The following is a 21,363-nucleotide window of genomic DNA, read 5'->3' on the forward strand; positions in this document are numbered from 1 at the left end:
GCTGCGGATCAGGCGCCCTGGTTGAACCAGGCACCGCGCCAGCCGATGGCGCCCACCGCGAAGTCGTGGACCACCTCCACCTGCATGCCGTCACGCCCCGGGATGGGGTTGTGCACGCGGATCTGCGGGGCAGACTGGCCGTTGACGTAGCCGTACACGAAGGTCGGCGCGGCACCGGGTTCCGGGAACAGGTACCAGCGGTTGCCAGTCACGTTCGCGTCCACGATCGGCTCCAGATCCGTGTACAGCGCCACCTTGCCGGCTTCGGTCGCCACGATCTGGCGCGTGTAGCGAAGCGCCGCACCGCGGTACGCCGAACCGGTCAGCAGAATGGACGGGCGCAGGTTCAGCTTCAGCCCGTCGAGCGAGGTGTGCTCGATGATGCCCGCATAGGCCGCGTCGAGCGTGGTTTCGCTGATCGCAGCACCGCTGGCGGCCCGATTGCCGCGCGTCGTCGCGAACAGCGTGGTGTTGCCCTCTGCCAGAGTGGGCCCGGCACCGCTGTTGGCCCCGAGCTGCGCATAGGCCATCGCATTCTCGAAGTCCGCGACGCGGCGGCCGATCATGCTGCCGAAGTCGGTGAAGGCGCCGAGATCGTCGTTCACCAGCATCTGCCGGGTGACGGCGATGGCCTTGGCATAGGTCTTCGCGGTCACGCGCTCGCGCTTCTCGGAGATCGTGCCATCCTTGATGGCACCGCCCTCGCCCAGTTCCTCAAGCGCCGGGAAATCACCGGCCGTCAGGAAGCTGTGCGCCTTGAAGTCGTTGAACGGGCGATAGGCGAAGATGCGGCGATAGCTGGGGTTGGCCAGCGCCATCCCCGCCTCCAGCATCTTGTTGCCGGCATTCTCCAGCAGCAGCGGGAAATCGCTGCTGGTGTGGAAGCTGCGCTCCAGGAAGTCCTGGCGGTCGCGGGGCGAGACGCGCTCGCCGCGGAGATGCGCCAGCTCCATCAGCATATCGCTGGGGCGCATCCGCAGGAACTCGCGGTAGCGCATGCTCTCCTGGCCCTGGGCCAGGCCAGGCATGGTGCGCACCGCGATGGCGGTGGCCATCGCCGCACGGACCTCCGCCGGATCGTCACCCGATGCGCCGACGCGCGGGCGGGAGGAGGGGTCGGGGCCGCCGGCGACCTTCGCCCGCGCCTCCAGCTCCGCGATCAGGCGGGACTGCGCCGTTTCGACGCTGATACCCTCTTCCACCAGCTTCTCGGCCTGTTCCTGCAGGCCAAGGGTACGGCAGGCAGAGTGGATGCCGGCGATACGGCTGCGTTCGGCCTTGGCCGCCTCGGCCCGAATCGCGTCAGCGTTCGGCGCCTCATTCACGGGCGGCGTGTTGGCAGGCGGGTTGCCCGCCGGGTTGGAACCGCTCATGCGGATATCCTCATGATGAGCCGGCGGCGCCGGCGGGGTGGGAAGGGATGCGGGGCCCGGGGCGGGCATGCCGCGCGTGCCGGAACCGGCATCCGCCGGCACCGCCACGAAAGACAGCTCGAAGGGTTGCCACCGCAGCAGCTCGCGCAGCTCCGGCTCCTTCTTGGTCGGGTCCGGCGTCACCCGCACCTGGTCGGGCTCATAGGTGTAGCCGACCGAGATATTGCGGATGACGCCGGAGGCGATGTCACGGATGAGGCCCTGGATTTCCTCGCGTTCACCGAAGCGCAGGACCGCCTTGCCGGTACCGTTCTCCAGCCAGGCGCGCTGGACTACGCCAATCTGCGTGTCGAGACCCCAGCGCTGATGGCTGTCCAGGACCGGCGCGGCGCCGCTGCCGAGGCGGGTCATATCCACCGCGTCGTCGCTGACCACCAAGCGCTCCAGATAGTAGCGCTCGGTCCACCAGTCATAGCGGCGGACATCGGCACCCGTGGTCCACACCACCTCAATGGTGCGCGTATCAGGGTCCCAGGTTTCCGGGGCGAAGCTGGCGTCACGACGCAGCAGATCGCCCGCAGGCGCCTTTCGCGCCTCGGTTTCGACGGCCATCAGGCCCTCCAGGTCAGGTGGTGGTGGTATCGTCCGGCGCGGCGCCGTCACTGCCGGCGCCGGGCGTGCTGGCGGCGCCGTTCTTCGCGGTGCGGCGTGGGTCGGAATCGAGTATCAGGCCCAGCTGGTCGGCCAGATCGTTGACGTGCCTGATGGCATCGAACACCTGGCGGGTGGTGTAGCCCCGGCCCGCATGCAGTTCCGTCAGCGGGGTCAGGCCGCCACGCGCCTCGATCAGCTCGGCCTGGGCATCCTTCAGCGGGTCAACCCAAGGGCGCTTCGGGAAGCCCCATTCGCAGCGCAGGCCGGGCACGCCGGCCGTGGCCTGCACCCTGTTCCAGGCGGGGCGCAGCAGCTGCGGCACGAGCATCAGCCACTGCCAGCGGTCCAACAGGGTCCAGAATTCCAGCTTTCCCGCGCGCATACTGCCGTAATTCGCCGTGCTCAGGTCGCCGGTCAGCTCCGCATAGGGCAGGCCGATACCGGCAGAGATCGCCAGCATTTCCCAACGAAGGTAGTCCGTCAGGCCCTGATCCCGGGGCGGAGTGACCGATACGATGTCTTCATCAAGCCCCAGGCGTTTAATGGTGCCGGGCTTGATGGTCTCGTTCAGCTCCTGCGAACCGCCGCGCCCGCTTTGCACCACCTGCTCGCCCAGGGGGGAGGCGCGCGGGGTATTGGCCGGCCCCTTGATGAAGATTGCAAGCGCCGCGGCGATCTTCTTCCGCATGCGCTCGGCGCCCAGGTAATCATCCATGTCGCGCAGGCCGAGCATGGAAGCGGCGAGCCAGGGCACACCGCGCACTTGGCCAGCACGCAAGCGCTCAAACACATGATCCACGAAGCGCGCCTCGACGCGTACCCGCTTGCCGATCGCGCCGAGCGGCGAGAGGGGGTCGCCCGGGTGTTCCAGGCGCAGGTGATAGGCGACGCGCCGCCCCCGCGCATCGAACTCCACCCCGTTGATGATCCTGCCGGAGCCGTTTCGCGACATCTCGTTATGCTGCTCATCGAGGTAGTCGCCCTCCAGCACCTGCGTGGTCCAGCCGCCCGGCGCCTTTGCATTGGGGGTCCAGATCAGCAGCGCCTCGCCGCTCTCCACCACGGTGCCGACCAGCAGATCCTGCTGGGCATAGAAGCCAAGCCCTTCCTGTTCATCCGTCGCCTCTGCCCAGTCCGACCAGGCGCTTAACGCGCGCTTGCTGGTGCGCTCGGCCGCCGTTTCGTCGGGGCGGGGCACCACGCCCGTGCCCACCATGTGGGCGGGCAGCTGGCGGCGGGCCTTCCGCGCCCAGTTGTTGTTCCGCACCAGGTCACGGCTGCGATTGCGCAGCATGGCCAAGGCAGGGCCATCCTCCGCCGCTGCCGAGCTGCCCGCCGTGCGCCAGTTCCGCGTGCTGCGGCTGACCTTGCCGGCGTCATAGCCCCGCATCGCCAGCAGGCCATCGAACTGCACGCGGGCTGCCGCTCGCCGCAGCGCCCAGCCAGGCAGCAGCGGCGCCAGCATGCGCTCCAGGAAAAGGGCCATCAGTCGCGATCCCATGTGGCATAGGAAACGCCGCCCACCTGATCAGCGGGCGAGAACACGGTGGCCGGCACCGCCGAGGCGATAGCGGAACGCAGGGTCTGAAGCCTACCCAGGTCGGCATCGGCATACTTCACCATGCGGCCATCCGCGAAGCGAACCTCTGTCACCCTCTCGCCGCTGACGAGCGCCATGATGGCGCGGTCGACCGCATCCAGATCCGCGCTGGTGAAGGCCATGTTTCTCTCCTGTCAGTCGAACAGTTCCTCCGCGCCTGCGAAGAAATCGTCATCCGGTTCGGTCTCTGTGATGACGCGGCTCTGCGCGTCCTCTTGTTCGGCGCGCAGGCGCTCCGCATCAGCCGAGGCCTGTGCCGCGGCTTCCGCCTGTGCCCGCAGATCGGGTGACCAGAGGGCCGACAGATCGGGCTGCGCTGCCTCCGGTGGGCCGAGACGCTGCGCCATGAGCCCCTGCCACATCTCGTCGGTCCAACCGCTGGTGTAGTGGCGGGCCAGGGCTCTGGTGTAGACGGCCAGGTCCCAGGCCTCGTTGCGGGACGTGATCTTGTCCCACTTGCGCTTCCCCGTTTTCGGGTCCTCAACGAACCGCTCCGCCAGAAGCTGATTCATCCAGGCAAGATCCACGATTTCCGAGAAGCGCAGCGCACCAGGCGGCCAACCCTCGGGGCCGGGGCCCTGCTCGGTCAGCTTCAGCGCGCCGGCCAGCTCGGATTTGATGTCCCAGGTGCCCACCGGCCACAGCGCGACTGTGCCAAGTTTGCGGCCTGCGAAGTCCACAGCCTGCCGCGTGGGGGTACCGAGCGGCGGCAGCTTCCAGCCCTCGCGCCCGTCCAGCGCCATCACGCGCGGCTCGGGCCGAGCGGCATGGCGGCGGACATAAGCATAGACGTGGCTGGACATGTAACCGGTGTCCACGCCCCAGGCCTCGGGCTTCAGGTCCCGGCCCCACGCATCGCGCCAGGTCCGGTCCAGCAGCTTGTCGTGCTCGGCCCAGGTGCTGGGCTGATCGGCCGCACCCTCGATCACGCCCCAATCCACCAGCCACTGGCCGAAGGCCTGATCGAAGCCCCACACCGCCCACTCCAGGCGGTTGCCCTGCACGTCCGTAGCCGCCATCAGGAACAGCACGCCGGCGGGAACCTGGCGCGTGGGCCAGCGATCACGGCGCAGCAGCAGCACCTCTGCCTTCGGCAGATCATATGCCTCATCCCAGGCTTCACCCAGCATCTGCTGGTGGAACACCTTCAGCTTGCCGGGGTCGGCAGCGGCCTTGTCCGAAGCCTCCGCCACATCGCGCCAGGGTGTGAAGGGCGAGTACAGGGCATTGAGGTGGTAACTGGGGCGTCGGCCGACCAGCTCTGGGACCTCATGCACCCACTCGCCCGCCGCCAGCATGTGCGCCTTATCGGCCTCGCGGTGCAGGTGACCGCAGACCTCACAGGCATATTCCGCCCCCTCAGGCTTGCCTGGCGCCCAGATCAGCTGGGCGAGGCGCAGATGCTGGCGGTGTCTGCAGCCGAGGCACGGCACATAGAAGCGCCCCCGGCTGCCAGCTTCGTACTCCTTGGTGGCCCGGCATTTCCCCTTCACGCCGGGGGTGCTGATACCCACGATCTTCTCGCCCACCTTTCGGAAGGCGAGGGTGCGCGAGATGGCCTGATCAGCCGGGTGGCCGCGCCCGTCCGTGTCTTCCGGGTACTCGGCCAGTTCCTCCAGCACCACCAGGCGAGCGGAGCGCGACTGGAGATCCGCCGAGGAATTGGCGGAGAGCAGTTCGACCTGGGCATTGCGGGCGCCGCGCTTCACCGTGGTGGTGGAGCCGCCGCCGTCGCGGCTGGTGACATCGGCCACCGCCTCGCGCAGCTCCGGCGAGCCGGTCAGCATCGGCTCCAGCTTGTCGCGATTGTACATCCGCATGGAGTTCTGTGAGGGCAGCACAACCAGGGCATTGGTGGGCGTCTCGTGCAGCACCTGCCCCAGGATGTTCAGCCCCATCTGCGTCTTGGCGATCTGCGCCGAGCCGAGAAACATCACCCACCGGGCCGGGTCGCGCAGCGTGCAGCGGTCCATCGGCTCGCGCAGGTACGGCACCCGGCTGGTGCGCCAGCGGCCCTGCGCCGGGCCCTCGCTGACATACCGGATGTCGTCAGCCCAAGCGCTACAGGGCCGTCGCGGATTCGGGCGCGCGCCCTTCGCCATCGTTTCCAGCAGCCACTGGCGATCGGCTTCCAGTGCCTCCTGCATCGATGGTTTCCCTCGCGAATTGCTCGAAGATGTCGTCAATCAGGTCCGCGAGGCGGACCCGCTCGGCGTCGTCGGTCACGTTGTCGCGGGCCATTTCCTGCAGGCGCTCGCGCAGCTGCCGGGCGGCAGGGCCGATGACGCCGGCCACCACAGTGCGCGGAACCAGCTCACCACGCCGAGCCTGCAGCTCCATTTCCGCGCGGGCAGCATCGGCCGCCATCTTGCGGGTGCGCTCGCGCTGGAATTCGCTGTCATCCTGCGGCTGGGCGCCCAGGGTCAGCTGGCCGCCTGCGGCGGGGCCGCGCGTCTGCAAAGCAGGATCGAGGTCCCCGGCTCGGCGGCGCTTGTATTCCTCGATGTCCACTTTCTTGTCGGGGCCGACGATGCCCCAGTCATTGGCTTGGCGCGACACAGTGGACTTGTTGACGCCCAGCTCGGCCGCGATGGCCGTCATGGTCATGCGAGACATGGTGTTGCCTTGTTGTGCAACGGGTTGCGGGCGTTGCACCCTCCCGGCAACGGGGCACTAGCGAACGCGCGCGCGACTGCGCCCCGTATAGACGAGGCGCCAGGAGGGACCCGCGATTTCGGGGGCGGAGGGTGGGCGGTCACATGGCCAACCTCCCTCCAGAAATGACAACGCCCGGCAGCCTGTTGGCGTCCGGGCGCAAATATCAACGATGGTGCTTTGATAGGCTGAAAGGGCACTCGGGGTCAAGCGGCGAAATCGGCATCAGGAAGAGGGTCAATCCACCTCGCCTGCTCGGCATACCAGAACAGGCTGAGCTGGAGCTTCCGCAGGGCCGTCATGCGGTGGATGCCATGGCGCACGCCATACTGCTTGCAGCCGAGGTTATCGGCGCAGATGCCCAGCGTGATCTGGCGGAATGTCAGGCCCTTCACCGCCTCGGCCTTGGCCCACTCCGACCAGGGACGGAAGCGCTCGACATAGGCGCTCCGCATGTGAGAGGGCCAGTCATCAGCATCGCTGCCGGTGATGCGCTCGTCATACCGTGCGACCACATTACCGATGATGCCCGCCGTGGTGGCATAGACCATCTCGGCAATCTCTCGCCCTGCCCTGCATTGCTCCGGCCGCAGCAGCCCAGCGTCCAGCATCATGACCAGCACGTCACGCTGCAGGGGGCGAGGGTCAGCGACTGCGGGACGAGAAGCACGCTGTTCCTCGACCGCAGCCTGATGTCCCGCCCGAGCGGCTTCGGCCTGTTCGTCCGTGGTGACGTAGGCCAAGCCTTGCACGGTGTGCGACATTTCGGCTTGTCCCCTCGCTGTCCCCTTCATGTCTCCTTCTATCCTTTTGATAAACCTGTTGAATTCTAATGAGGGGACAAGGGGACGCAGGGGACGGGCATGAGGTGACCATGCGGTCACGCCTGCATGCACATATCGTATCCCTATTATTGCGTCCCCTGCGTCCCCTCGTCCCCTGGCGTCGATTATCCGAGCAATATCAACGCTATGAGAGGGGACGGCTAATCTTGGTCACCGTCCCCTCCGTCCCCTGGATAGGGCAGCAGGGCGCGCGGAATCACCACGACACGGATCTTGTTGCCCGTCGAGAGCTTTATAGGGTTCGGCGGCACGACAGCGCCGGGAAGTCGCGCCAGATCCTCGCGCCATTTCTCGCCTGCCCATCTGGTGCCTGCGAACATGCGGGCCAGCTGCTGGTGCTGGTTCATGACGTACAGCACGGGCGCGCCAGCCTGATCCTTCAGCGGGTAGGGGCCGACGCGCATCCCATGGTTCAGCAGGCTGCGCTTCGCTTCGTCCCTGATCCCCGCATCGGCGGCGATCGCGTCCAGGACTGTGCGCCAGACCACGGGCCGCTCGCCGCCCTTCTGCTGGTCGAGCTGGGCATGCAGCAGGTGGTGCAGGCACTGCCTTGGCCCGCCTTCGCTCTCCCGATCCTCGGCTGACGGGATGGCCCAGCGCACCAGGTCGAGATCGTCGCCCACGGCCTCCGGCGGCCGGTCGCTCAGCATGATGTGCCTGGCGGCCAGGATGGTGCCCAGCTGGTCCGCCATGCGCGGCGCGTTGCCATCCAGCTCGATCAGCGCGGCATGGTAGACCCGGAATACCTCCATGAAGCGGGGCGCGACCAGCAGCGCGCGAGACAGGAAGGCCGGGGCCCGTGACCGCAGATCGCGGATCTGCACCTCGGATGGCAGACCCTTGCTGTCTGCCGCCTTGCGCCGCAGGTCCAGGCGCGTGATGCGGCTGGCGTCCTGCGGCTTGAAATTCGGCGGCAGGATGCCGCCCATGATGGCGCTGCACACCACGTCGAAGCGCTGCGCCGAGCCGTCCGGGCTGCCGCGCAGGACCTGGGCACCCTGGCCGCCCGATGTCAGGCGCAGGAAGCCGATCACGCGCTGCAGCTTCTCGGCCTCCGCCTGTTCATCCGCATCGGCCTCATCCATCAGCGCCGCGGAGGCGCGCTGGCTGAGGGATTGGCGGATGCCCGCCTCGGTATAGCTATTGACCAACAGGGCCGTGGGATTGGCCGCCGCCAGCAGCCCGAACAAGGTGGACTTGCCGGAATAGGCCTCGCCCACGATGAAGGCATGCGGGCGCCAGGGGATGGACGCGCCCAGCACGCCGGCGCACCAAAGGCCGAACATCACCTCGGCCGAGCCGTCATGCGCCCAGTTCCATCGGCGCATCATCGCCTCCAGCTCCGCCAGGTCACCCGGGGGCGCGGGGGGCTGCACCTCGAACAGCGGCGGCCGGGCCGGCCACAGCGCGCCCTCGGCTTGGAAGCCGGGGTGGCGCCATTCGCCATCCCAGCAGATGCGGTCGCCGAGATGGGCCACCACGGCTTCCCCAGCGCGCCAGAGGCCCAGGCCCCGGCTGGGCATGGAGCCATCGAACACCATCGAACCAGCCTCGCGGATGATCCAGCGGTTGGCGCCGTCGACGCTGTAGCTGCCCGTGGGGTCACCGTGCTTGTCGAAGGCGGGGAACTGGTCCACCAGCCATTGGATGCCGCGATCGCCGAACAGGGCGTTGATGTGCTGCTTGATGCCGATCTGGTGGGCCGTCAGCTCGCGGAACTGGCCCATGTAGTCGAAGAAGTAGAAGGTGCCGCTTCGCTGCCCCAGCACCGTGATGGGGCCACCAGCCGGCCCCTCATCCGCAGGGGGCTCGGGGGGCTCGGGGGGCGGGGGCGGCGGGCCGTCGAAATCCTTTCGCAGCTGAACCACAGTCATTGTGCTGCCTCCTGTTCGCGGATGGCCGCCAGCACATCGGCATAGTCGCCGAAGGGCGCATGTGGCATCCGAATCTCGGTTTCGACATGCAGGGGCCTCAGCCGCTCCTGCAGGGTGCGGGCAGCCTGGAGGCCGCGGCCCTCGGGCGAGCGCGGCTTGGGCTGGTCCCGATCGGCGAAGATGACCACGCGGCCCACATCGAAGGGCGGCGAGAACTGCTCCAGCACCGTGGCGGAGATACAGGCCCACACCCCGATGCCGGAGAGCTGCGCGGCGGCCAGGGCGGTTTCGATGCCCTCCGCCACGCCGATCTCCGGCCCGACCGGCGCCAGCCGGATGGTGGAGGCCTTGAGCCGACCCTTGGCCAGCTTGGGGTGCTCGACCGGCAGTTTCCGGCCGTCATCGGTCAGGAAGATGCGATGCACGGCGCAGGGCGTGCCATCCGGAGCATCCACGCGAGCCACCATGGCCCAATGGCGCGACCGCGTGTGCGGATGCTCCAGCCTGGCCTGGCGCAGCACCTGGCGCGCAGCAGGCGGCAGCGGCCAGATATGGCGGCGCCGCAGATAGGCCGCGATCGGGCCATCCAGGGCAATGTCGCCGGCCCCGATCCAGATCCGGCGTGCCGCCTCGATGCGATCCCCATCATCGGGCTCGGCATCGGCCAGGGGCGCCGCAGGCTTCGGGCGGAGCGCGGGGGGCACGGGGGCCGGGCGTTCGCGGCGCGACGGCAGGGCAATGCCGGCGTCGGCCGCCAGGGTCTCGACGGCCTCCATGAAGCTGAGGCCGCGCCGCTGCATCAACCAATCCAGCGCGCTGCCATGCGCGCCGCACCCGAAGCAGTGATAGAACCCCTTATCGTCCACCACGCTGAAGGACGGGCTCTTGTCCGGGTGGAACGGGCAGCAGCCCGACCAGCGGCCGGCGCCGTTGCGCTTCAACCGCACCTCGCCCTGCACCAGGCTGGATAGTCGGGTGGCGCGCTTGATGGCATCCAGCTGCTCGGCCGGGATGGTCACAGTGGCTCACCGCACATTCGGGCCACAGTGCGGGGCGGGCAGTGCATGGCCCAGCACTGGCGGCGCAGCAGGATGCTGATGCCGGGCCAGCGCCCTACCACCTCATGCACATCATCGATGACCAGCTGGCCGCCGGCCAGCAGGATGGACGCCACCTGGCGGTCACCATCGATGGCTGAGGCCAGCAGCTGCGTGGTGCGGCTGCGCAGGCGGGCTGCGATATCCTCGGCGGAAAAAGCCCCGGGGCGCGGGGCCCCGGGGGAGTTGATCCGGGAGGAAACGCCCGCGGCGCGGGGCCGCGAGCCTTCCGGCAGCCCTGCCGGAAGCTGGATGGATGGCGCCGGCTGGGCCGGGTCATCGAACAGGGGGAGAGGGAGGGCGGTCATGGCCACGCCCCGAACCAGATGCCGACACCGTGAACCACGGCGACGGGCGCGCAGATTCCGCCAGCGATCAGGAACAGCCAGGAGGCTGCCTTGATGCAGGCAATGACGTGAGTGAGCCAGGCAGCGAACAGCGTGACGGCGAGCAGAAGGCCGAACGCACCGGCAGCTTCATTATCCGTCATCCCCAGCGCCTCCGATCATGCCACTGCATGGCCTCGACCTCCGCGTCGCGGCGGGAGACGCCACGCGCGACCTGGCTTTCGATGCGACGGCGGGTAGCGTCGTCATGGCCGGGCGCAGCATCGGCTGCCCGGCGGGCAGCGCGATCCGCGCGCTGATCCAGCCAAGCCTGCTGCTCAGCGGCGGTGCGGGCGATATGCGGCGCCAAACCCAGATCCCGGCCGATGATGGCCCATCCGGTGCCACCAGCGTGTCGCGCCATCGCAGCGCGCAGCTGCTCGGGAGTGACGGGGGCGGGCGTCATGCCGCACCCGGCCGCTGCTGGAGAACAGCGGCGGAGGGCACCCAGCGCGTGTAAGCCCGGGCGTAATGGTCCGGGCAATAGCTACTGGCGGCCTCACCCCGCATCAGCACCGGGGCATCGCAATACTGGTGGGTGGTCGGGCCCTTGTCGGGCCACAGGGGCCAGCAGCAGCGGTGCCGCGAAGAAGGCGGAGGCGGAGGGAAGCTGACATCCACCATGCGGAACGGCGTGGTGGGGGCAACGCCAGGGGCGCTCTCCATCGCCATGAGGGGCAGCGTGACTTTGGGCTGCCGCATCGGGATGGGCGCGCGCGGCTGGGCATCTGCCTTGATGGGGCTGGGGCGGGACGGCAGGCCGAGGCGATGCGCCTTGCCCAGCACGGCGTTCTTCGACACGCGCAGGATGGACGCGATGGTGCTGCCGCTGTTGGCCGGGTTGGCCCACAGCGCCTTCAGCTGGTCGATGCGTTCGGGCGTCCAGCTCATGGCCAGCGCGCCTTCAGCCGCGCGGCCTTGCGGAAGCACCAGTTGCCGGCGTCCAGCAGCTTATTGCCCAGCCAGGACAGCGCCCGGCCGAGCCCGCGCAGCAGTTTCCGCATGGGGGGAATTCTCCAGTTCTTCCAGCTCGGCCCGCAGCTTGTGCGCGCGGGTCCGGCGGAGTTCGTTTCGGGCGACCAGGGCCACCGCGTGCTCGGCCGCATCGATGCGGCCGGCGGTGCCCTCATAGAGGCTGCGGGCGCGCCTTTCGGTCACACCCAGCGCATCAGCAAAATGAATGAGGCCGCGCGCGCGAGAGCCGTGAAACAGCACGAATAACCTGCTGATTTCCTGCATTTCTCGGGCGATCCGCGCGGCCGCTTTGTCCAGCCGGTTTGACACGCCGCTGCCTATTTTGGACACGTCCGTGCATATCGTGAGGCTCATCTCATGCTCTCCGGATACTGTTCGGGGCATGGAGAGTGTTGTTCGCTATTTTCTGGTTCCTGGCTGGCGAAGGGGGGCAACCCTTCGCCAGCACCCAGATCTCGGCTTGAGCAGCGGCCTGGAGCAGACCGGCGGCGGTGCCCTGATCACGCAGGGCCCGGGGCGCCACGCACACGACGCATTCCAGGCGGACCGACCGCACCACCTCATCATCCCCGCCGTTGATCCAGCGCAGCGCCTCCCGGGCGATGGGCAGCATGCCCTGGCAGGCGCGCAGCACCCGCAGGTACAGGCCGAAGTCGTCGGCAGGCGCGATTGTGCAGTCAGACATTGCCACCGCCACGAAAGAAAGGAGCAAAGAGGCGTGCGATCCCGCGCGCCCAACGGCGCTCCCGCGCGCTCAACCCAACAGTGGCTTGCGGATGTGTGCCGACATCCTTCAGCCTGGGGGCGGAAGACTGATCAGGGAGAGATGAATGAGCAGCCCCTTCAAAGGTGCGGGAGCCGTTGCCGTGTCCTGGTACGACGCCGACAGCTACCTCGCTGTCCGGGCCATGATGAGCGATGCCCATGTGCTGCCCGCCACCTTCGACAAGTTCAAATACAGCGCGCTGAAGCACGAGGAGGACTTGCGTCGCAAAGGCATCGCCGCGGTGCGTGTTTACCTCGACATAGACAAATTCCCCCGCTTCTGCCGGGAGAGGAACCTGCAGCTCGATGCCAAGGGGCGCATGGAGTACGCCGCCTTCGTGGCCGCGAAGATCGTGGATTCGCACAATGCCGGCCAGGCGTGAGGGTATTTGAGATGACATCACGACACCTCGCGATGCTGGCGGCGGCGGGGATGCTGCTGGCGGGGGCGGCGCAGGGGCAGGAAGCGTTGCTCCCTGTCGGCGGAACCCGAGAATCGATCCAACTCGCGCAGAGCTTTGCCTCCGCCGCCGAGGTTCGACAGTTTTGCCGGCTCCAGCCCGACCTTGATGGCGCCAATGCGCTGCTGCGTCGCCTGAGCGAGCAGCTGAGGCAGATGCCCACAGAGCAACAGACGTATGTCGCCGGCTACGTATTCGCTCGTCAGGAGGCGACCATGGGCCGCGCACTCGACGCGGAGGCGCGTGCAGCGGAGTGCACCAGCGCGCTTACGCGACTCGGTCGCGCCGAGATGAGGAGGAGCAGCCAGTGACATCAGGCGCTCACCTCCGGGCACTGCCTCGGGACCCTGGAAGGCTGGGCTGCGGAGTAGGCTGCGTAGAGATCAGCGGGCTGAACTTCACCTGCCGTAGCCTCCACAATCCTGGCCACGAAGCCGGGGTTGGGCATCGTCACGCCACGCCGCGTGCGGTTGATCGTGGTCTGGTCTTTCCCGACCAGCTCCGCGAACTGCGCATCCGTCATCTTCCGGTCAGAGAGCCACTGTGAGAGCCGCATGAACAAAAGTATGCATCAGATGCAACATTCACGGAAGCCAATTTCTGCATCTGATGCACTCACGCAGGTATGCATCACATGCCTAAATTCAGGCATGGCCAATCGCATCAAGGCATTGCGGAAAGCGGCTGGCATGACGCAGCAGGATCTGGCCGACCATATCGGCGTCGATAAGACGACGATCTGGAGGTACGAGACCGGCAGCCAGGAGTTTTTCCAGAAGCCAGTCACGGACATGGCGAGGATTCTTGGCGCCCCGTCACCCGAGCAGCTGCTGTCGAGCTTCCCAGAGCCCGTTCGGCTCTACGGGAATGTTGGCGCTGGCGCCGAGGTCATTCCCCTGGATGAGGAAACCATATGGCTGGATGGCCCGCCGGGCTTAAATGACCCCATCGCCGCCGAGGTGGTGGGCAGGTCGATGCTGCCAGTCTATCGGCCGAGGGATATCTTGTTCTTCGATCGGCGCACGCGCGTAGACGAGGATGTCATCGGCGAAGATTGCATGGTCAAAGTCTCCGACGGGCGCATTCTCGTTAAGCGCGTGCTTCGCGGCTTTCTCAAGGGCCATTACCGCCTTTTCAGCTACGACACCCAAGAGGAAAGCGAGGATCTGAGGCTCGAATGGGCGTCGCCAGTGGAGTGGGTGAAGCGCGCCAGGACTCGCGGCTAGATCAAGTGGCGCATCTTTTCGAGCTGCGCGCTCACAGCCTCGGACATCGCCCTTACGGCCAGTGCCTGGCACTCCGCCTGGCGCTTTGCCTCAACACCCTCGGCGTTGAAAACATACTCTTCAGCTGCCAGTAGCGCGTCATCCAACTCCCGCTGCCACACCTCCAGCCTTCGGCGAAGGTCGCCCTTGGACAGGTGATCCTCCACCTCCCACGCTCCAATCAGGGCCCGTGTTGCCTGCGCAATCCGGGAGGCGGGCTCACCTTTCATGGCGCGCTGCGCGATGACGGTTGCCGCCTTAAGCGCTCCCGCCTTTCCAGCATCCGGCACCGGCGCAAATGGACGAGAGTCTCGCGTCACACCTATCCGCATCTCATGCAACTCCTTATGAGAACAAGAAGGGAACACGAGACGTAACGCGACTCGTGCTGGGCGCGCAATATGCATTTGGTGCAATAATCCACTTGCCAGAAAGTATGCATGTGATGCAGACAATAGGGAGCCGCCCACCCGGGTGGCTTGGAGGCATCCATGTCCAAACCCATCACCCCCGCCACGACGGCCGAGCCCAAGGCGAACGATCCCGATCTCGCCCGCTTCGCCCGCGCCTTTACCGAGTGGGACCGTCGCTATCGCGAGAACCCGGAGTGGTTCGAGAGCGAGGCCGTGCACCTGCTGAAGGGCACGCCTGAGACCTATGGCGATGCGGCCGCGCCCTACTTCCTGGCGATCCTCACCGAGCAGGGGGAGTGACCGCCATGCTCGACACCCCCGCGCCCACCGCGCGCATCGCGCCCTGGCCCGATCGGCCCCAGGCCCATAGCGGCCACGTCGCCGCCGACGCGCCCCCGGCGCCCCGCCGCGATCCCGCCGCCCTGCACGCCACCATCACCGCCGGGCGCTACGCGCTGCTGCGCATGACGATTGAGGCGCGGAAGGCCCTTTGCCACCGGCCTGAAGCGAACCTGCTCTCGGCCGTGGATGGCGCGCTGGCAGAGCTGGACCGCGGGGAGCCGCAGCAGAACGCCTATCCGGGCCTGCTGGCCCTGGACGCCCGCATCACCACCCGCCAGCTGGCGCTGCTGGTGCTGGAGGTGACGCGCACCATCCCGGAGGATCAGCGCACGCCCAGCATGCGCGCCGCCCTGGCCGATGCCGCCGGCATCGCCGCCGACGCCCTGCGCCTGCCGGATGCCGCCGCATGACCCGCGCGTATGAGGCGATCGACAAGATCCGCAGCGAGGTGAGCACGGATTACGCAGGCCACCAGCCCAGCGCCGTGGAGCTGTCCCGGCTGCGGTCCAGCCTGCACGCGCTGCGCGGCGCCGCCAGCCACGTCAGCGATGCCCTGCCGCTGTCTCACTGCACGCCGGAGCTGCTGCAGGCCGAGGGCACCATCCTGCTGGCGGCCACCGCGGAGGTTCAGGCGTTCCGCCGGCGCCACCCGCTGGGGCGGAGGGCTGCGTGATGCACGTCATGCTCGACCTGGAAACCCTCAGCACCCGGCCGAACGCCGCCATCATCGCCATCGGCGCCGTGGCGTTCGACCCGGAGCGGATGGAGGTGCTGACCACCTTCGAGGCCCGCATCCGGCCGTCCAGCGCGCACCATTACGACCGGCATCTGGAAATGGAGACGCTGGCCTGGTGGATGCATCAGCCGGACGCCGTGCGCGCCCAGTGGGATGAGGGCGGCATGATCCTGCCGGAAGCCCTTTCGGATTTCGTGGACTGGCTGCACTTCTTCTGGCCCGGGGAGGTAACGGCCGTTTGGGGCAACGGTGCCGCCTTCGACAACGTGGTGCTGCGCGATGCCTGCCGTGCCGTGAAAGGCTCGGCGCCCTGGTCCTACAAGCAGGACCGCTGTTACCGCACCCTGCGCGCGTTGTTCCCGCACATCGAGGAGCCGCCCTTCGAGGGCGAGCGCCACACCGCCCTGGCCGACGCCCTGCACCAGGCCAAGCACTGCATGCGCCTGCTGGCGGCGCTCCGCACGGAGGCCCAGCCCCATGCGTAGCGGCTGCACCCACCTGTTCGGCCTCAGCTGGAGCCCCAGCCACCACGCCCGCGCCATGCGTCGCCGCCGCCGGCGCCGCCTGATCCGCCGCGTGACCCGCATCGGCGCCTGCCTGGCGCTGCTGGCCCTGCTGGCCTGACCCCCGCCACCCCGATCCGCAGGAGCATCCCATGCTCAACCTGACCCACTACCAGCGCACGCTGGGGCGCGAGGCCCTGGGCCTGCCCGCCCCGGGCAACACCACCACCCGCAACCGCTTCGCCGTGGCGCCCGATGCGCCCGCGATGCTCAACACCTGGCATGGCCTGGTAGCGCGCGGCGCGGCCGAGCTGCTGGACGCCGAGGGCGCGCAGGCGGAGGTGTTCCGCCTGACCCTGGCCGGCGCCCTGGCCGTGCTGCAGCCGGGCGAAAGCCTGTGCCCGCAGGAGTTCCCCGACGCGCCCGCGGCAGCGGCGTGAGGGGAGGCGATGACCGACCGCCCCATCATCTTCTCCGCGCCGATGGTGCGCGCCCTGCTGGACGGCAGGAAGACGCAGACGCGGCGGGTCATCAAGAAGCCGGCGGCGCTGGACGCGCTGGCGGTCTTCGGTCCTTCCTTCCTATCGAAGGCCGGGAACGCCGATCTGGTGGGCTACGCCCCCGGCGACCGGCTGTGGGTGCGGGAGAACTACGCGCGCGTCGGCGATAACGAGGATGACATTCACGCCTGCCCTGATCTGCGGGTCCATGCTTACTACCGCGCGGATGCGGTGTGCCCGGGCCACCTTCGGTGGCGCCCCTCCATCCACATGCCACGCTGGGCCAGCCGCCTGACGCTGCACGTCGAGGCGGTGCGGGCGCAGCGGCTTCAGGACATCAGCGAAGAGGATGTGCGAGCCGAGGGCGGCTTGCAGCTCCGATCCGGACGGTGGGTTACTGCCCAGGGCGAGCAGCACTTCGGCCTGGCGCATCACACCGCTCGGGGCTGTTTCGGCAGGCTATGGAGAGACCTTCACGGTCCCGACGCCTGGGCCGCCGACCCCTGGGTCGCGGCCGTCACCTTCCGCGTCGAGCGCCACAACATCGACGCCACGCCAACCACCACAACCCCAACCACGGAGCCCACCCCGTGAGCACCACCATGCAGCCGGCTGTCCAGCAGCGGCCGCAGGCGCCGGCCGGCGCCACGCCCACCCCCGAGGCACCGCGCCGCCGCAAGGCCTGGGCCGTGCACGTCCAGCGCATCGACGGTCCCGATGGCATCTATTTCGCGCCCACCCGTGCGAAAGCACGCTCCAAGGTGATCGCGGACATTCGCGATGCCTGGGACTGCGACTGGCTGCGCGCCGCCAAGCACATCCTCGCCATCCGTCGCGCGCCCCACGTCGACGTGCTGCTGCCACAGCCCCATCCGCTGGCTGACACGCTGAGCATCGAGCACCTGCACATCGTCACGCACGCCTATGGCGGCACCGGCCCGCAGGCCGGCTATCGCAACCACTACTTCACTACGTCCGATGACCCCGACCTGCTTGCCCTGACAGAGACGGGGTTCTTCCGGCGCGGTCGGGAGGTTCCCGCGCGCTTCAGCGGCGGCGACCCCCACACCTACTTCCAGCTGACCGAGCTGGGCCGCGCCGTCGCGGCCTCGCTGGTCGACACCTATTAGCCGCGCCCGCGGCCCCACCCGAACCCGGAGCCCACCCATGCCCGAACCCGAGACCAATTCCGATGTGGGCGGCATCGCCACCGACCGCCTGCGCAGCATCGTGGAGCGCATCGAGCGCCTGGAGGAGGAGCGCAAGGCGCTCGCCAGCGACATCGGTGACATCTACGCCGAAGCCAAGGGCGCCGGCTTCGAGCCCAAGGTGATCCGCCAGATCATCTCCATCCGCAAGAAAGAGCCCGCCGAGGTGGAGGAGCAGGAAACCCTGCTGGACCTGTACCGCCGCGCGCTGGGGATGTGACGATGCCGATACGCGCCGAGAATCGGAAGCGTTATCCAGGCGAATGGCCGGCCATCAGCCTGCGCATCCGGCGCGATCGCGCGGCCTGGCGCTGCGAACATACCGACCAGCACGGCGAGCGTTGCCTCGCCGTGCATGGCCAGCCTCACCCTATCACCGGCAGCAAGGTGGTACTGACCGTGGCCCACCTGGACCACACGCCGGAACATTGTGACGAAAGCAACCTGCGCGCTATGTGCCAGCGCTGCCACAACACTTATGACGCCCCCACGCGCCGCGCCGGCACTCAACAGCGGGCCCGCGCTACGCTGGCCATCGCAGAGTTGGATCTGGGGAACGGCAATGCCTGACGGCTCCACCCACCCCTGGCCAGCCCTCATGCGCGCTGAAACGGCCGCCCGCTATCTGGACGTGAGCAAGACCACCTTCCTGACGACGATCGCACCGGAGCTGCGCGAGATTACGGTGGGCAAGCGCGTAAAAGCATTTCGCCGGACTGATCTCGACAACTGGCTAGACCTCAAAGCAGGCATCAAGCCAAAGTCGGACTTCAAGAACCCCTGGCATTGACCGCAGCCATGAGCCCAGTGCCCGTTCGGCTGAAGCACATCAGCCGGTTCAAAGATCGCCATGGCAAGACGCGACACTATTTGCGAGTGCCTGGATGCAAGCCAGTGGCGCTGCCTGGGGAGCCCGGCAGCCCGGAGTTCATGGACGCCTATCTCAATGGCGTGCGCACCGCATCGGCCAAGAAGCCCGGCGAAGGTAAGGTGCAAGCCGGAAGCCTCGATGCGGTCGCCATCAGCTTCTACCAATGCGACCTGTTTAAGGGCCTGCGTGCCAGCACCCAGGTTCAATACCGCCGCGTCATCGAGGATCTGCGACGGGACCATGGTGGCAAACCATTTGCGCTCCTAGACAAGCAGGGCACGAAGAAGCTGCTGGAGGAAAAGTCCGGTCGCCTAACGGCATACAACCGGCGCCTGCGCATGCTGAAGCTGATGGTGAAGCATGCCATGGATGACCTGGAGCTGCTCGATGAAGACCCCACCGAGGGCGTGACGCGAAAGAAGCATCAGGCGACCGGCTTCCGACCGTGGGATGAGGGACACATTGAGCAGTACCGGGCCCGGCACCCGAGCGGTACGACCGCCAGGCTGGCGCTCGAGCTACTGCTTAATGTGGGTCAGCGGCGCGGCGACACCGTGACAATCGGCCGCCAGCATTTGCGGGAAGGCGGTAGCAAGATCGGGCTGCGCCAGTCGAAGACCGGTGAGTGGGTGAATGTGCCGATTCTGCCGGACCTACAGCGAGAGCTAGCCCTGCTGCCCGCCACTCAGATGACGTTCCTGGAGGTGAACGGGCGGCCGCGTAGCGCGAACGGCTTCTACAACACCTTTCGTGACTGGTGCGCCCAGGCCGGGCTGGAAGCGGGGCTGGCGCCACATGGTCTGCGCAAGGCTTGCGGCCGGCGCTTGGCCGAGGCCGAGGGCAGCGCGCATATGATCATGGCCGTGCTGGGCCATCGAACCCTGGCCGAGGCGCAGAAGTATTGCGACGACGTGAACCGCGCGAGGCTGGCAGAGCAGGGCATGGAGAAGGTGCGGGTAATGACGCGGCAGGGTGAAAAGTGAACGCCCTTTCCAAACCTCACTTCCAAACCTGGAAGGCTTTGCAGCGACTTCAACGGTTTGGATGAGAGAGTGGTGACCCCTACGGGACTCGAACCCGTGTTTGAGCCGTGAGAGGGCTCCGTCCTAGACCGCTAGACGAAGGGGCCAGCGCGAGCCGGGTATTAGTCCGGGCTGTTCGGATGCGCAAGCGGGGGGGTGCCATCTTCCTGCAATCGAGCGGCATTTCTTTCGCGATGCCCCGAGCCCGCGCCCACGCCCCGGCGGCAGGCATCGGAGCAATGGCGCACATTCTCCCAGTCCCGCGCCCATTTGCGGCGCCAGGCAAAGGGCCTTCCGCAAGCGGCACAGGGCTTTTCGGGCAGGTGCGGCTTGCGGTGCGCCATCAGCGCGTGGGCACGGCGCCGGCCCGGATCTCACCCGCGCGGCGGCCGGTGGCGGGGTCGATCAGCAGCACGCGGCTGCCCTCCGGCCCGTCGATCCACAGGGCCAGCCGGCCTTCGACGCCCGCCATGCCCATGATGCGGTTGCCCGCGGGGATTTCCGCTGTCACATCAGCGGTGGGCGCGGCGCCACCCATCCGCTTCGCCAGCAGCACCACCAGCGTCACGGTGCCACCCACCAGCAGCACGCCCATCACCACCACCAGACCATAGAGCGCCCGCATTGGCCGAAACCCCCACCATTCATGACATCCAGGCCCAGCCGGAACATGCCGGGCAGCGCGCGGACCGTTTCCTCGCGGATGCCATAGGTTCTTTGTCGCGCTCCCGCGTCAAGTCGCTGATGGAGACGGGGTGGGCCACGCGCGACGGGCAGCCGCTGACCGAGCCCGCGGAGCCCGTGCGCCCCGGCAGCCATTACCGGCTGAAGGTGCCGCCGCCGATTCCCGCCAAGCCCATCGCGCAGGACATCCCGCTGGAGATCCTGTTCGAGGACCGGCACCTGATCGTCATCAACAAGCCGGCGGGCCTAGTGGTGCACCCGGCGCCGGGCAATGCGGACGGCACGCTGGTGAACGCGCTGCTGGCCCATGCGGGGGAGGAACTGGAGGGAATCGGTGGCGAGGCGCGCCCCGGCATCGTCCACCGGCTGGACAAGGACACCTCCGGCGTCATGGTCGTGGCCAAGACCGAGCGCGCGCACCACGCGCTGTCGGAAGCCTTCGCCACGCGTGACCTCTCACGCGAGTACCTGGCCCTGTGCTGGGGCCTGCCGAGCCCGGCCGAGGGCGACATCGAGGGCGCGATCGGCCGCCACCCCACCGACCGCAAGCGCATGACCGTGGTGACCAAGGGCGGCAAGCACGCGCTGACGCATTACTGGACCGAGCGCGCCTTCGGCACCGGCGCCGCCCTGCTGCGCTTGAAGCTGGCGACCGGGCGCACACATCAGATCCGGGTCCATCTTTCCCATATCGGGCATCCGCTGGTGGGCGACCCCGTTTATTTGCGACGCATCCCTTCCGCCGCGAGCGCGTTATCCAAGACGACGAAGGACACGCTGTTGTCCTTTCCCCGTCAGGCGCTCCATGCCGCCACGCTTGGATTCCGTCATCCGGTCTCGGGGGAGGCGCTGGCCTTCAGCGCGAAACTCCCGGAAGACCTGCAAATGTTACTGGACGGTATCCAAGCGTAATAAGACCTTTCCGGTCGGTTTTGGTTGCAACCGACGCCGCATTGCGGTATTAGAACATCACGGCAACCAGACCCGGGTGCCGCATGGAACCCAAGGCCAGTACCTCGTCACTCCGTGACAGTGGCAGGCGGCCGGGTGGGCCCGGGGAAGGCAGCGCTGAGACCGCCGATGCATCATCCGCCGTCACGGGGAGGATGCCCGGCAACCAAGGAAGGAAGGTCG

At 67.8% G+C, this 21,363-nt stretch carries 34 protein-coding genes and 1 tRNA gene; 16 read left to right on the forward strand and 19 right to left on the reverse strand.

The annotated features are described in order from the left end of the window. Positions 1–8: 8 nt before the first annotated feature. The 14 genes from EOD42_RS08925 to EOD42_RS08990 form a co-directional block, all read right to left on the reverse strand. Positions 9–1,985 (reverse strand): prohead protease/major capsid protein fusion protein, encoded by a 1,977-nt coding sequence (locus tag EOD42_RS08925; RefSeq protein ID WP_127787132.1) that lies wholly within the window; start codon positions 1,983–1,985, stop codon positions 9–11. Between the two features lie 13 nt (positions 1,986–1,998). Then, positions 1,999–3,513: a phage portal protein gene (locus EOD42_RS08930; protein WP_164867840.1), complete on the reverse strand. Its 1,515-nt coding sequence runs from the start codon at positions 3,511–3,513 to the stop codon at positions 1,999–2,001. Then, positions 3,513–3,749, reverse strand: a complete 237-nt coding sequence (locus EOD42_RS08935; protein WP_127787134.1) for a hypothetical protein — start codon at positions 3,747–3,749, stop codon at positions 3,513–3,515. The genes EOD42_RS08930 and EOD42_RS08935 overlap by 1 nt, the downstream gene beginning before the upstream one ends. A gap of 12 nt (positions 3,750–3,761) precedes the next feature. Then, the gene (locus tag EOD42_RS08940; RefSeq protein WP_127787135.1) at positions 3,762–5,774 is read right to left on the reverse strand and encodes a phage terminase large subunit family protein; all 2,013 of its coding nucleotides are present in this window, start codon (positions 5,772–5,774) and stop codon (positions 3,762–3,764) included. After that, complete coding sequence (locus EOD42_RS08945; protein WP_127787136.1) at positions 5,689–6,234, reverse strand: hypothetical protein; 546 nt, start codon at positions 6,232–6,234, stop codon at positions 5,689–5,691. Before EOD42_RS08945 ends, EOD42_RS08940 begins: the two co-directional genes overlap by 86 nt. Before the next feature lie 254 nt (positions 6,235–6,488). Continuing rightward, positions 6,489–7,046 carry a hypothetical protein gene (locus EOD42_RS08950; protein WP_127787137.1) on the reverse strand — a complete coding sequence of 186 codons (558 nt, stop codon included), beginning with the start codon at positions 7,044–7,046 and terminating at the stop codon, positions 6,489–6,491. Positions 7,047–7,267: 221 nt separating this feature from the next. Then, positions 7,268–9,001: a hypothetical protein gene (locus EOD42_RS25855; protein ID WP_164867841.1), complete on the reverse strand. Its 1,734-nt coding sequence runs from the start codon at positions 8,999–9,001 to the stop codon at positions 7,268–7,270. Continuing rightward, positions 8,998–10,020 carry a CHC2 zinc finger domain-containing protein gene (locus EOD42_RS08960; protein ID WP_127787138.1) on the reverse strand — a complete coding sequence of 341 codons (1,023 nt, stop codon included), beginning with the start codon at positions 10,018–10,020 and terminating at the stop codon, positions 8,998–9,000. The genes EOD42_RS25855 and EOD42_RS08960 overlap by 4 nt, the downstream gene beginning before the upstream one ends. Continuing rightward, positions 10,017–10,406 carry a hypothetical protein gene (locus tag EOD42_RS08965; RefSeq protein ID WP_127787139.1) on the reverse strand — a complete coding sequence of 130 codons (390 nt, stop codon included), beginning with the start codon at positions 10,404–10,406 and terminating at the stop codon, positions 10,017–10,019. The genes EOD42_RS08960 and EOD42_RS08965 overlap by 4 nt, the downstream gene beginning before the upstream one ends. Continuing rightward, a complete protein-coding gene (locus EOD42_RS08970; RefSeq protein WP_127787140.1) occupies positions 10,403–10,588 on the reverse strand; it encodes a hypothetical protein in 186 nt (61 codons plus the stop codon). Before EOD42_RS08970 ends, EOD42_RS08965 begins: the two co-directional genes overlap by 4 nt. Next, positions 10,585–10,848 (reverse strand): hypothetical protein, encoded by a 264-nt coding sequence (locus EOD42_RS08975; protein WP_127787141.1) that lies wholly within the window; start codon positions 10,846–10,848, stop codon positions 10,585–10,587. Before EOD42_RS08975 ends, EOD42_RS08970 begins: the two co-directional genes overlap by 4 nt. A gap of 38 nt (positions 10,849–10,886) precedes the next feature. Beyond that, on the reverse strand, positions 10,887–11,375 hold the full coding sequence (locus tag EOD42_RS08980) for a GcrA family cell cycle regulator (protein WP_127787142.1): 489 nt from the start codon (positions 11,373–11,375) through the stop codon (positions 10,887–10,889). A gap of 60 nt (positions 11,376–11,435) precedes the next feature. Then, a complete protein-coding gene (locus EOD42_RS08985) occupies positions 11,436–11,813 on the reverse strand; it encodes a hypothetical protein (protein WP_127787143.1) in 378 nt (125 codons plus the stop codon). A gap of 1 nt (position 11,814) precedes the next feature. Beyond that, the gene (locus tag EOD42_RS08990; RefSeq protein ID WP_127787144.1) at positions 11,815–12,144 is read right to left on the reverse strand and encodes a hypothetical protein; all 330 of its coding nucleotides are present in this window, start codon (positions 12,142–12,144) and stop codon (positions 11,815–11,817) included. A 145-nt stretch (positions 12,145–12,289) separates the two neighbouring features. Between EOD42_RS08990 and EOD42_RS08995 the strand changes: the two genes are divergently transcribed. Beyond that, on the forward strand, positions 12,290–12,607 hold the full coding sequence (locus tag EOD42_RS08995; protein ID WP_127787145.1) for a hypothetical protein: 318 nt from the start codon (positions 12,290–12,292) through the stop codon (positions 12,605–12,607). Between the two features lie 11 nt (positions 12,608–12,618). Continuing rightward, a complete protein-coding gene (locus EOD42_RS09000; protein ID WP_127787146.1) occupies positions 12,619–12,996 on the forward strand; it encodes a hypothetical protein in 378 nt (125 codons plus the stop codon). A gap of 2 nt (positions 12,997–12,998) precedes the next feature. Here EOD42_RS09000 and EOD42_RS26595 read toward each other — a convergent pair whose 3' ends face one another. Beyond that, positions 12,999–13,241 (reverse strand): helix-turn-helix domain-containing protein, encoded by a 243-nt coding sequence (locus tag EOD42_RS26595; RefSeq protein WP_338069633.1) that lies wholly within the window; start codon positions 13,239–13,241, stop codon positions 12,999–13,001. 94 nt (positions 13,242–13,335) lie between these two features. Between EOD42_RS26595 and EOD42_RS09010 the strand changes: the two genes are divergently transcribed. After that, complete coding sequence (locus EOD42_RS09010; RefSeq protein WP_164867842.1) at positions 13,336–13,911, forward strand: helix-turn-helix domain-containing protein; 576 nt, start codon at positions 13,336–13,338, stop codon at positions 13,909–13,911. Here EOD42_RS09010 and EOD42_RS09015 read toward each other — a convergent pair. Continuing rightward, a complete protein-coding gene (locus tag EOD42_RS09015; RefSeq protein WP_127787148.1) occupies positions 13,908–14,282 on the reverse strand; it encodes a hypothetical protein in 375 nt (124 codons plus the stop codon). The two genes, EOD42_RS09010 and EOD42_RS09015, sit on opposite strands and share 4 nt — an antisense overlap. Before the next feature lie 159 nt (positions 14,283–14,441). Here EOD42_RS09015 and EOD42_RS09020 point away from each other — a divergent pair, with 159 nt between their 5' ends. The 12 genes from EOD42_RS09020 to EOD42_RS09070 all read left to right on the forward strand — a co-directional run bounded on the left by EOD42_RS09020 (position 14,442) and on the right by EOD42_RS09070 (position 19,506). After that, on the forward strand, positions 14,442–14,663 hold the full coding sequence (locus EOD42_RS09020) for a hypothetical protein (protein WP_127787149.1): 222 nt from the start codon (positions 14,442–14,444) through the stop codon (positions 14,661–14,663). 5 nt (positions 14,664–14,668) lie between these two features. Further along, positions 14,669–15,115 carry a hypothetical protein gene (locus EOD42_RS09025; RefSeq protein ID WP_127787150.1) on the forward strand — a complete coding sequence of 149 codons (447 nt, stop codon included), beginning with the start codon at positions 14,669–14,671 and terminating at the stop codon, positions 15,113–15,115. Next, positions 15,112–15,378, forward strand: coding sequence for a hypothetical protein (locus EOD42_RS09030; protein WP_127787151.1), 267 nt, complete (start codon positions 15,112–15,114; stop codon positions 15,376–15,378). Before EOD42_RS09025 ends, EOD42_RS09030 begins: the two co-directional genes overlap by 4 nt. Further along, positions 15,378–15,926 carry a 3'-5' exonuclease gene (locus EOD42_RS09035; RefSeq protein ID WP_240655095.1) on the forward strand — a complete coding sequence of 183 codons (549 nt, stop codon included), beginning with the start codon at positions 15,378–15,380 and terminating at the stop codon, positions 15,924–15,926. The genes EOD42_RS09030 and EOD42_RS09035 overlap by 1 nt, the downstream gene beginning before the upstream one ends. Further along, a complete protein-coding gene (locus EOD42_RS25860) occupies positions 15,919–16,065 on the forward strand; it encodes a hypothetical protein (protein ID WP_164867749.1) in 147 nt (48 codons plus the stop codon). Before EOD42_RS09035 ends, EOD42_RS25860 begins: the two co-directional genes overlap by 8 nt. Positions 16,066–16,096: 31 nt before the next feature. Continuing rightward, positions 16,097–16,384, forward strand: coding sequence for a hypothetical protein (locus EOD42_RS25865; protein WP_164867843.1), 288 nt, complete (start codon positions 16,097–16,099; stop codon positions 16,382–16,384). A 9-nt stretch (positions 16,385–16,393) separates the two neighbouring features. After that, the gene (locus EOD42_RS09045; protein ID WP_127787153.1) at positions 16,394–17,038 is read left to right on the forward strand and encodes a hypothetical protein; all 645 of its coding nucleotides are present in this window, start codon (positions 16,394–16,396) and stop codon (positions 17,036–17,038) included. Beyond that, complete coding sequence (locus tag EOD42_RS09050) at positions 17,035–17,574, forward strand: hypothetical protein (protein WP_127787154.1); 540 nt, start codon at positions 17,035–17,037, stop codon at positions 17,572–17,574. Before EOD42_RS09045 ends, EOD42_RS09050 begins: the two co-directional genes overlap by 4 nt. A gap of 37 nt (positions 17,575–17,611) precedes the next feature. Next, the gene (locus EOD42_RS09055; protein WP_127787155.1) at positions 17,612–17,872 is read left to right on the forward strand and encodes a DUF2312 domain-containing protein; all 261 of its coding nucleotides are present in this window, start codon (positions 17,612–17,614) and stop codon (positions 17,870–17,872) included. A gap of 2 nt (positions 17,873–17,874) precedes the next feature. Further along, positions 17,875–18,222 carry a hypothetical protein gene (locus EOD42_RS09060; RefSeq protein ID WP_127787156.1) on the forward strand — a complete coding sequence of 116 codons (348 nt, stop codon included), beginning with the start codon at positions 17,875–17,877 and terminating at the stop codon, positions 18,220–18,222. Next, positions 18,215–18,442 (forward strand): MerR family transcriptional regulator, encoded by a 228-nt coding sequence (locus tag EOD42_RS09065; protein WP_127787157.1) that lies wholly within the window; start codon positions 18,215–18,217, stop codon positions 18,440–18,442. The genes EOD42_RS09060 and EOD42_RS09065 overlap by 8 nt, the downstream gene beginning before the upstream one ends. A 140-nt stretch (positions 18,443–18,582) precedes the next feature. Beyond that, positions 18,583–19,506 carry a tyrosine-type recombinase/integrase gene (locus EOD42_RS09070; protein ID WP_164867844.1) on the forward strand — a complete coding sequence of 308 codons (924 nt, stop codon included), beginning with the start codon at positions 18,583–18,585 and terminating at the stop codon, positions 19,504–19,506. A 70-nt stretch (positions 19,507–19,576) separates the two neighbouring features. On the opposite strand, the gene EOD42_RS09075 is transcribed toward EOD42_RS09070, so the two are convergent. The 3 genes from EOD42_RS09075 to EOD42_RS09085 all read right to left on the reverse strand — a co-directional run bounded on the left by EOD42_RS09075 (position 19,577) and on the right by EOD42_RS09085 (position 20,170). Further along, a tRNA-Glu gene (locus EOD42_RS09075) sits at positions 19,577–19,652 on the reverse strand. A 15-nt stretch (positions 19,653–19,667) separates the two neighbouring features. After that, entirely contained in the window at positions 19,668–19,889 is a 222-nt protein-coding gene (locus EOD42_RS09080) for a DUF2256 domain-containing protein (RefSeq protein ID WP_127787159.1), read from the reverse strand. Beyond that, positions 19,889–20,170, reverse strand: a complete 282-nt coding sequence (locus EOD42_RS09085; RefSeq protein ID WP_127787160.1) for a DUF6476 family protein — start codon at positions 20,168–20,170, stop codon at positions 19,889–19,891. The genes EOD42_RS09080 and EOD42_RS09085 overlap by 1 nt, the downstream gene beginning before the upstream one ends. Between EOD42_RS09085 and EOD42_RS09090 the strand changes: the two genes are divergently transcribed. After that, entirely contained in the window at positions 20,170–21,141 is a 972-nt protein-coding gene (locus EOD42_RS09090; protein WP_240655080.1) for an RluA family pseudouridine synthase, read from the forward strand. The genes EOD42_RS09085 and EOD42_RS09090 overlap by 1 nt on opposite strands. Positions 21,142–21,363: the final 222 nt, after the last annotated feature.

The sequence above is a fragment of the Rhodovarius crocodyli genome (assembly GCF_004005855.1).
In the GTDB taxonomy this organism is placed as follows: Bacteria; Pseudomonadota; Alphaproteobacteria; order Acetobacterales; family Acetobacteraceae; genus Rhodovarius; species Rhodovarius crocodyli.

Bases quoted from the DNA above. Each gene is read 5' to 3' on its own strand.
- EOD42_RS09085 (WP_127787160.1), bottom strand. From the start codon at position 20,170: ATGCGGGCGCTCTATGGTCTGGTGGTGGTGATGGGCGTGCTGCTGGTG.
- EOD42_RS25855 (WP_164867841.1), bottom strand. From the start codon at position 9,001: ATGACTGTGGTTCAGCTGCGAAAGGATTTCGACGGCCCGCCGCCCCCG.
- EOD42_RS09035 (WP_240655095.1), top strand. From the start codon at position 15,378: ATGCACGTCATGCTCGACCTGGAAACCCTCAGCACCCGGCCGAACGCC.
- EOD42_RS08940 (WP_127787135.1), bottom strand. From the start codon at position 5,774: ATGCAGGAGGCACTGGAAGCCGATCGCCAGTGGCTGCTGGAAACGATG.
- EOD42_RS25860 (WP_164867749.1), top strand. From the start codon at position 15,919: ATGCGTAGCGGCTGCACCCACCTGTTCGGCCTCAGCTGGAGCCCCAGC.
- EOD42_RS08995 (WP_127787145.1), top strand. From the start codon at position 12,290: ATGAGCAGCCCCTTCAAAGGTGCGGGAGCCGTTGCCGTGTCCTGGTAC.
- EOD42_RS09055 (WP_127787155.1), top strand. From the start codon at position 17,612: ATGCCCGAACCCGAGACCAATTCCGATGTGGGCGGCATCGCCACCGAC.
- EOD42_RS09025 (WP_127787150.1), top strand. From the start codon at position 14,669: ATGCTCGACACCCCCGCGCCCACCGCGCGCATCGCGCCCTGGCCCGAT.
- EOD42_RS08985 (WP_127787143.1), bottom strand. From the start codon at position 11,813: ATGAGCCTCACGATATGCACGGACGTGTCCAAAATAGGCAGCGGCGTG.
- EOD42_RS08930 (WP_164867840.1), bottom strand. From the start codon at position 3,513: ATGGCCCTTTTCCTGGAGCGCATGCTGGCGCCGCTGCTGCCTGGCTGG.
- EOD42_RS26595 (WP_338069633.1), bottom strand. From the start codon at position 13,241: ATGCGGCTCTCACAGTGGCTCTCTGACCGGAAGATGACGGATGCGCAG.
- EOD42_RS09000 (WP_127787146.1), top strand. From the start codon at position 12,619: ATGACATCACGACACCTCGCGATGCTGGCGGCGGCGGGGATGCTGCTG.
- EOD42_RS09010 (WP_164867842.1), top strand. From the start codon at position 13,336: ATGGCCAATCGCATCAAGGCATTGCGGAAAGCGGCTGGCATGACGCAG.
- EOD42_RS09015 (WP_127787148.1), bottom strand. From the start codon at position 14,282: ATGCGGATAGGTGTGACGCGAGACTCTCGTCCATTTGCGCCGGTGCCG.
- EOD42_RS08935 (WP_127787134.1), bottom strand. From the start codon at position 3,749: ATGGCCTTCACCAGCGCGGATCTGGATGCGGTCGACCGCGCCATCATG.
- EOD42_RS08950 (WP_127787137.1), bottom strand. From the start codon at position 7,046: ATGTCGCACACCGTGCAAGGCTTGGCCTACGTCACCACGGACGAACAG.
- EOD42_RS09070 (WP_164867844.1), top strand. From the start codon at position 18,583: ATGGACGCCTATCTCAATGGCGTGCGCACCGCATCGGCCAAGAAGCCC.
- EOD42_RS09020 (WP_127787149.1), top strand. From the start codon at position 14,442: ATGTCCAAACCCATCACCCCCGCCACGACGGCCGAGCCCAAGGCGAAC.
- EOD42_RS09065 (WP_127787157.1), top strand. From the start codon at position 18,215: ATGCCTGACGGCTCCACCCACCCCTGGCCAGCCCTCATGCGCGCTGAA.
- EOD42_RS08925 (WP_127787132.1), bottom strand. From the start codon at position 1,985: ATGGCCGTCGAAACCGAGGCGCGAAAGGCGCCTGCGGGCGATCTGCTG.
- EOD42_RS09045 (WP_127787153.1), top strand. From the start codon at position 16,394: ATGACCGACCGCCCCATCATCTTCTCCGCGCCGATGGTGCGCGCCCTG.
- EOD42_RS08945 (WP_127787136.1), bottom strand. From the start codon at position 6,234: ATGACCATGACGGCCATCGCGGCCGAGCTGGGCGTCAACAAGTCCACT.
- EOD42_RS09060 (WP_127787156.1), top strand. From the start codon at position 17,875: ATGCCGATACGCGCCGAGAATCGGAAGCGTTATCCAGGCGAATGGCCG.
- EOD42_RS25865 (WP_164867843.1), top strand. From the start codon at position 16,097: ATGCTCAACCTGACCCACTACCAGCGCACGCTGGGGCGCGAGGCCCTG.
- EOD42_RS08965 (WP_127787139.1), bottom strand. From the start codon at position 10,406: ATGACCGCCCTCCCTCTCCCCCTGTTCGATGACCCGGCCCAGCCGGCG.
- EOD42_RS09080 (WP_127787159.1), bottom strand. From the start codon at position 19,889: ATGGCGCACCGCAAGCCGCACCTGCCCGAAAAGCCCTGTGCCGCTTGC.
- EOD42_RS09030 (WP_127787151.1), top strand. From the start codon at position 15,112: ATGACCCGCGCGTATGAGGCGATCGACAAGATCCGCAGCGAGGTGAGC.
- EOD42_RS08970 (WP_127787140.1), bottom strand. From the start codon at position 10,588: ATGACGGATAATGAAGCTGCCGGTGCGTTCGGCCTTCTGCTCGCCGTC.
- EOD42_RS08990 (WP_127787144.1), bottom strand. From the start codon at position 12,144: ATGTCTGACTGCACAATCGCGCCTGCCGACGACTTCGGCCTGTACCTG.
- EOD42_RS08975 (WP_127787141.1), bottom strand. From the start codon at position 10,848: ATGGCGCGACACGCTGGTGGCACCGGATGGGCCATCATCGGCCGGGAT.
- EOD42_RS08980 (WP_127787142.1), bottom strand. From the start codon at position 11,375: ATGAGCTGGACGCCCGAACGCATCGACCAGCTGAAGGCGCTGTGGGCC.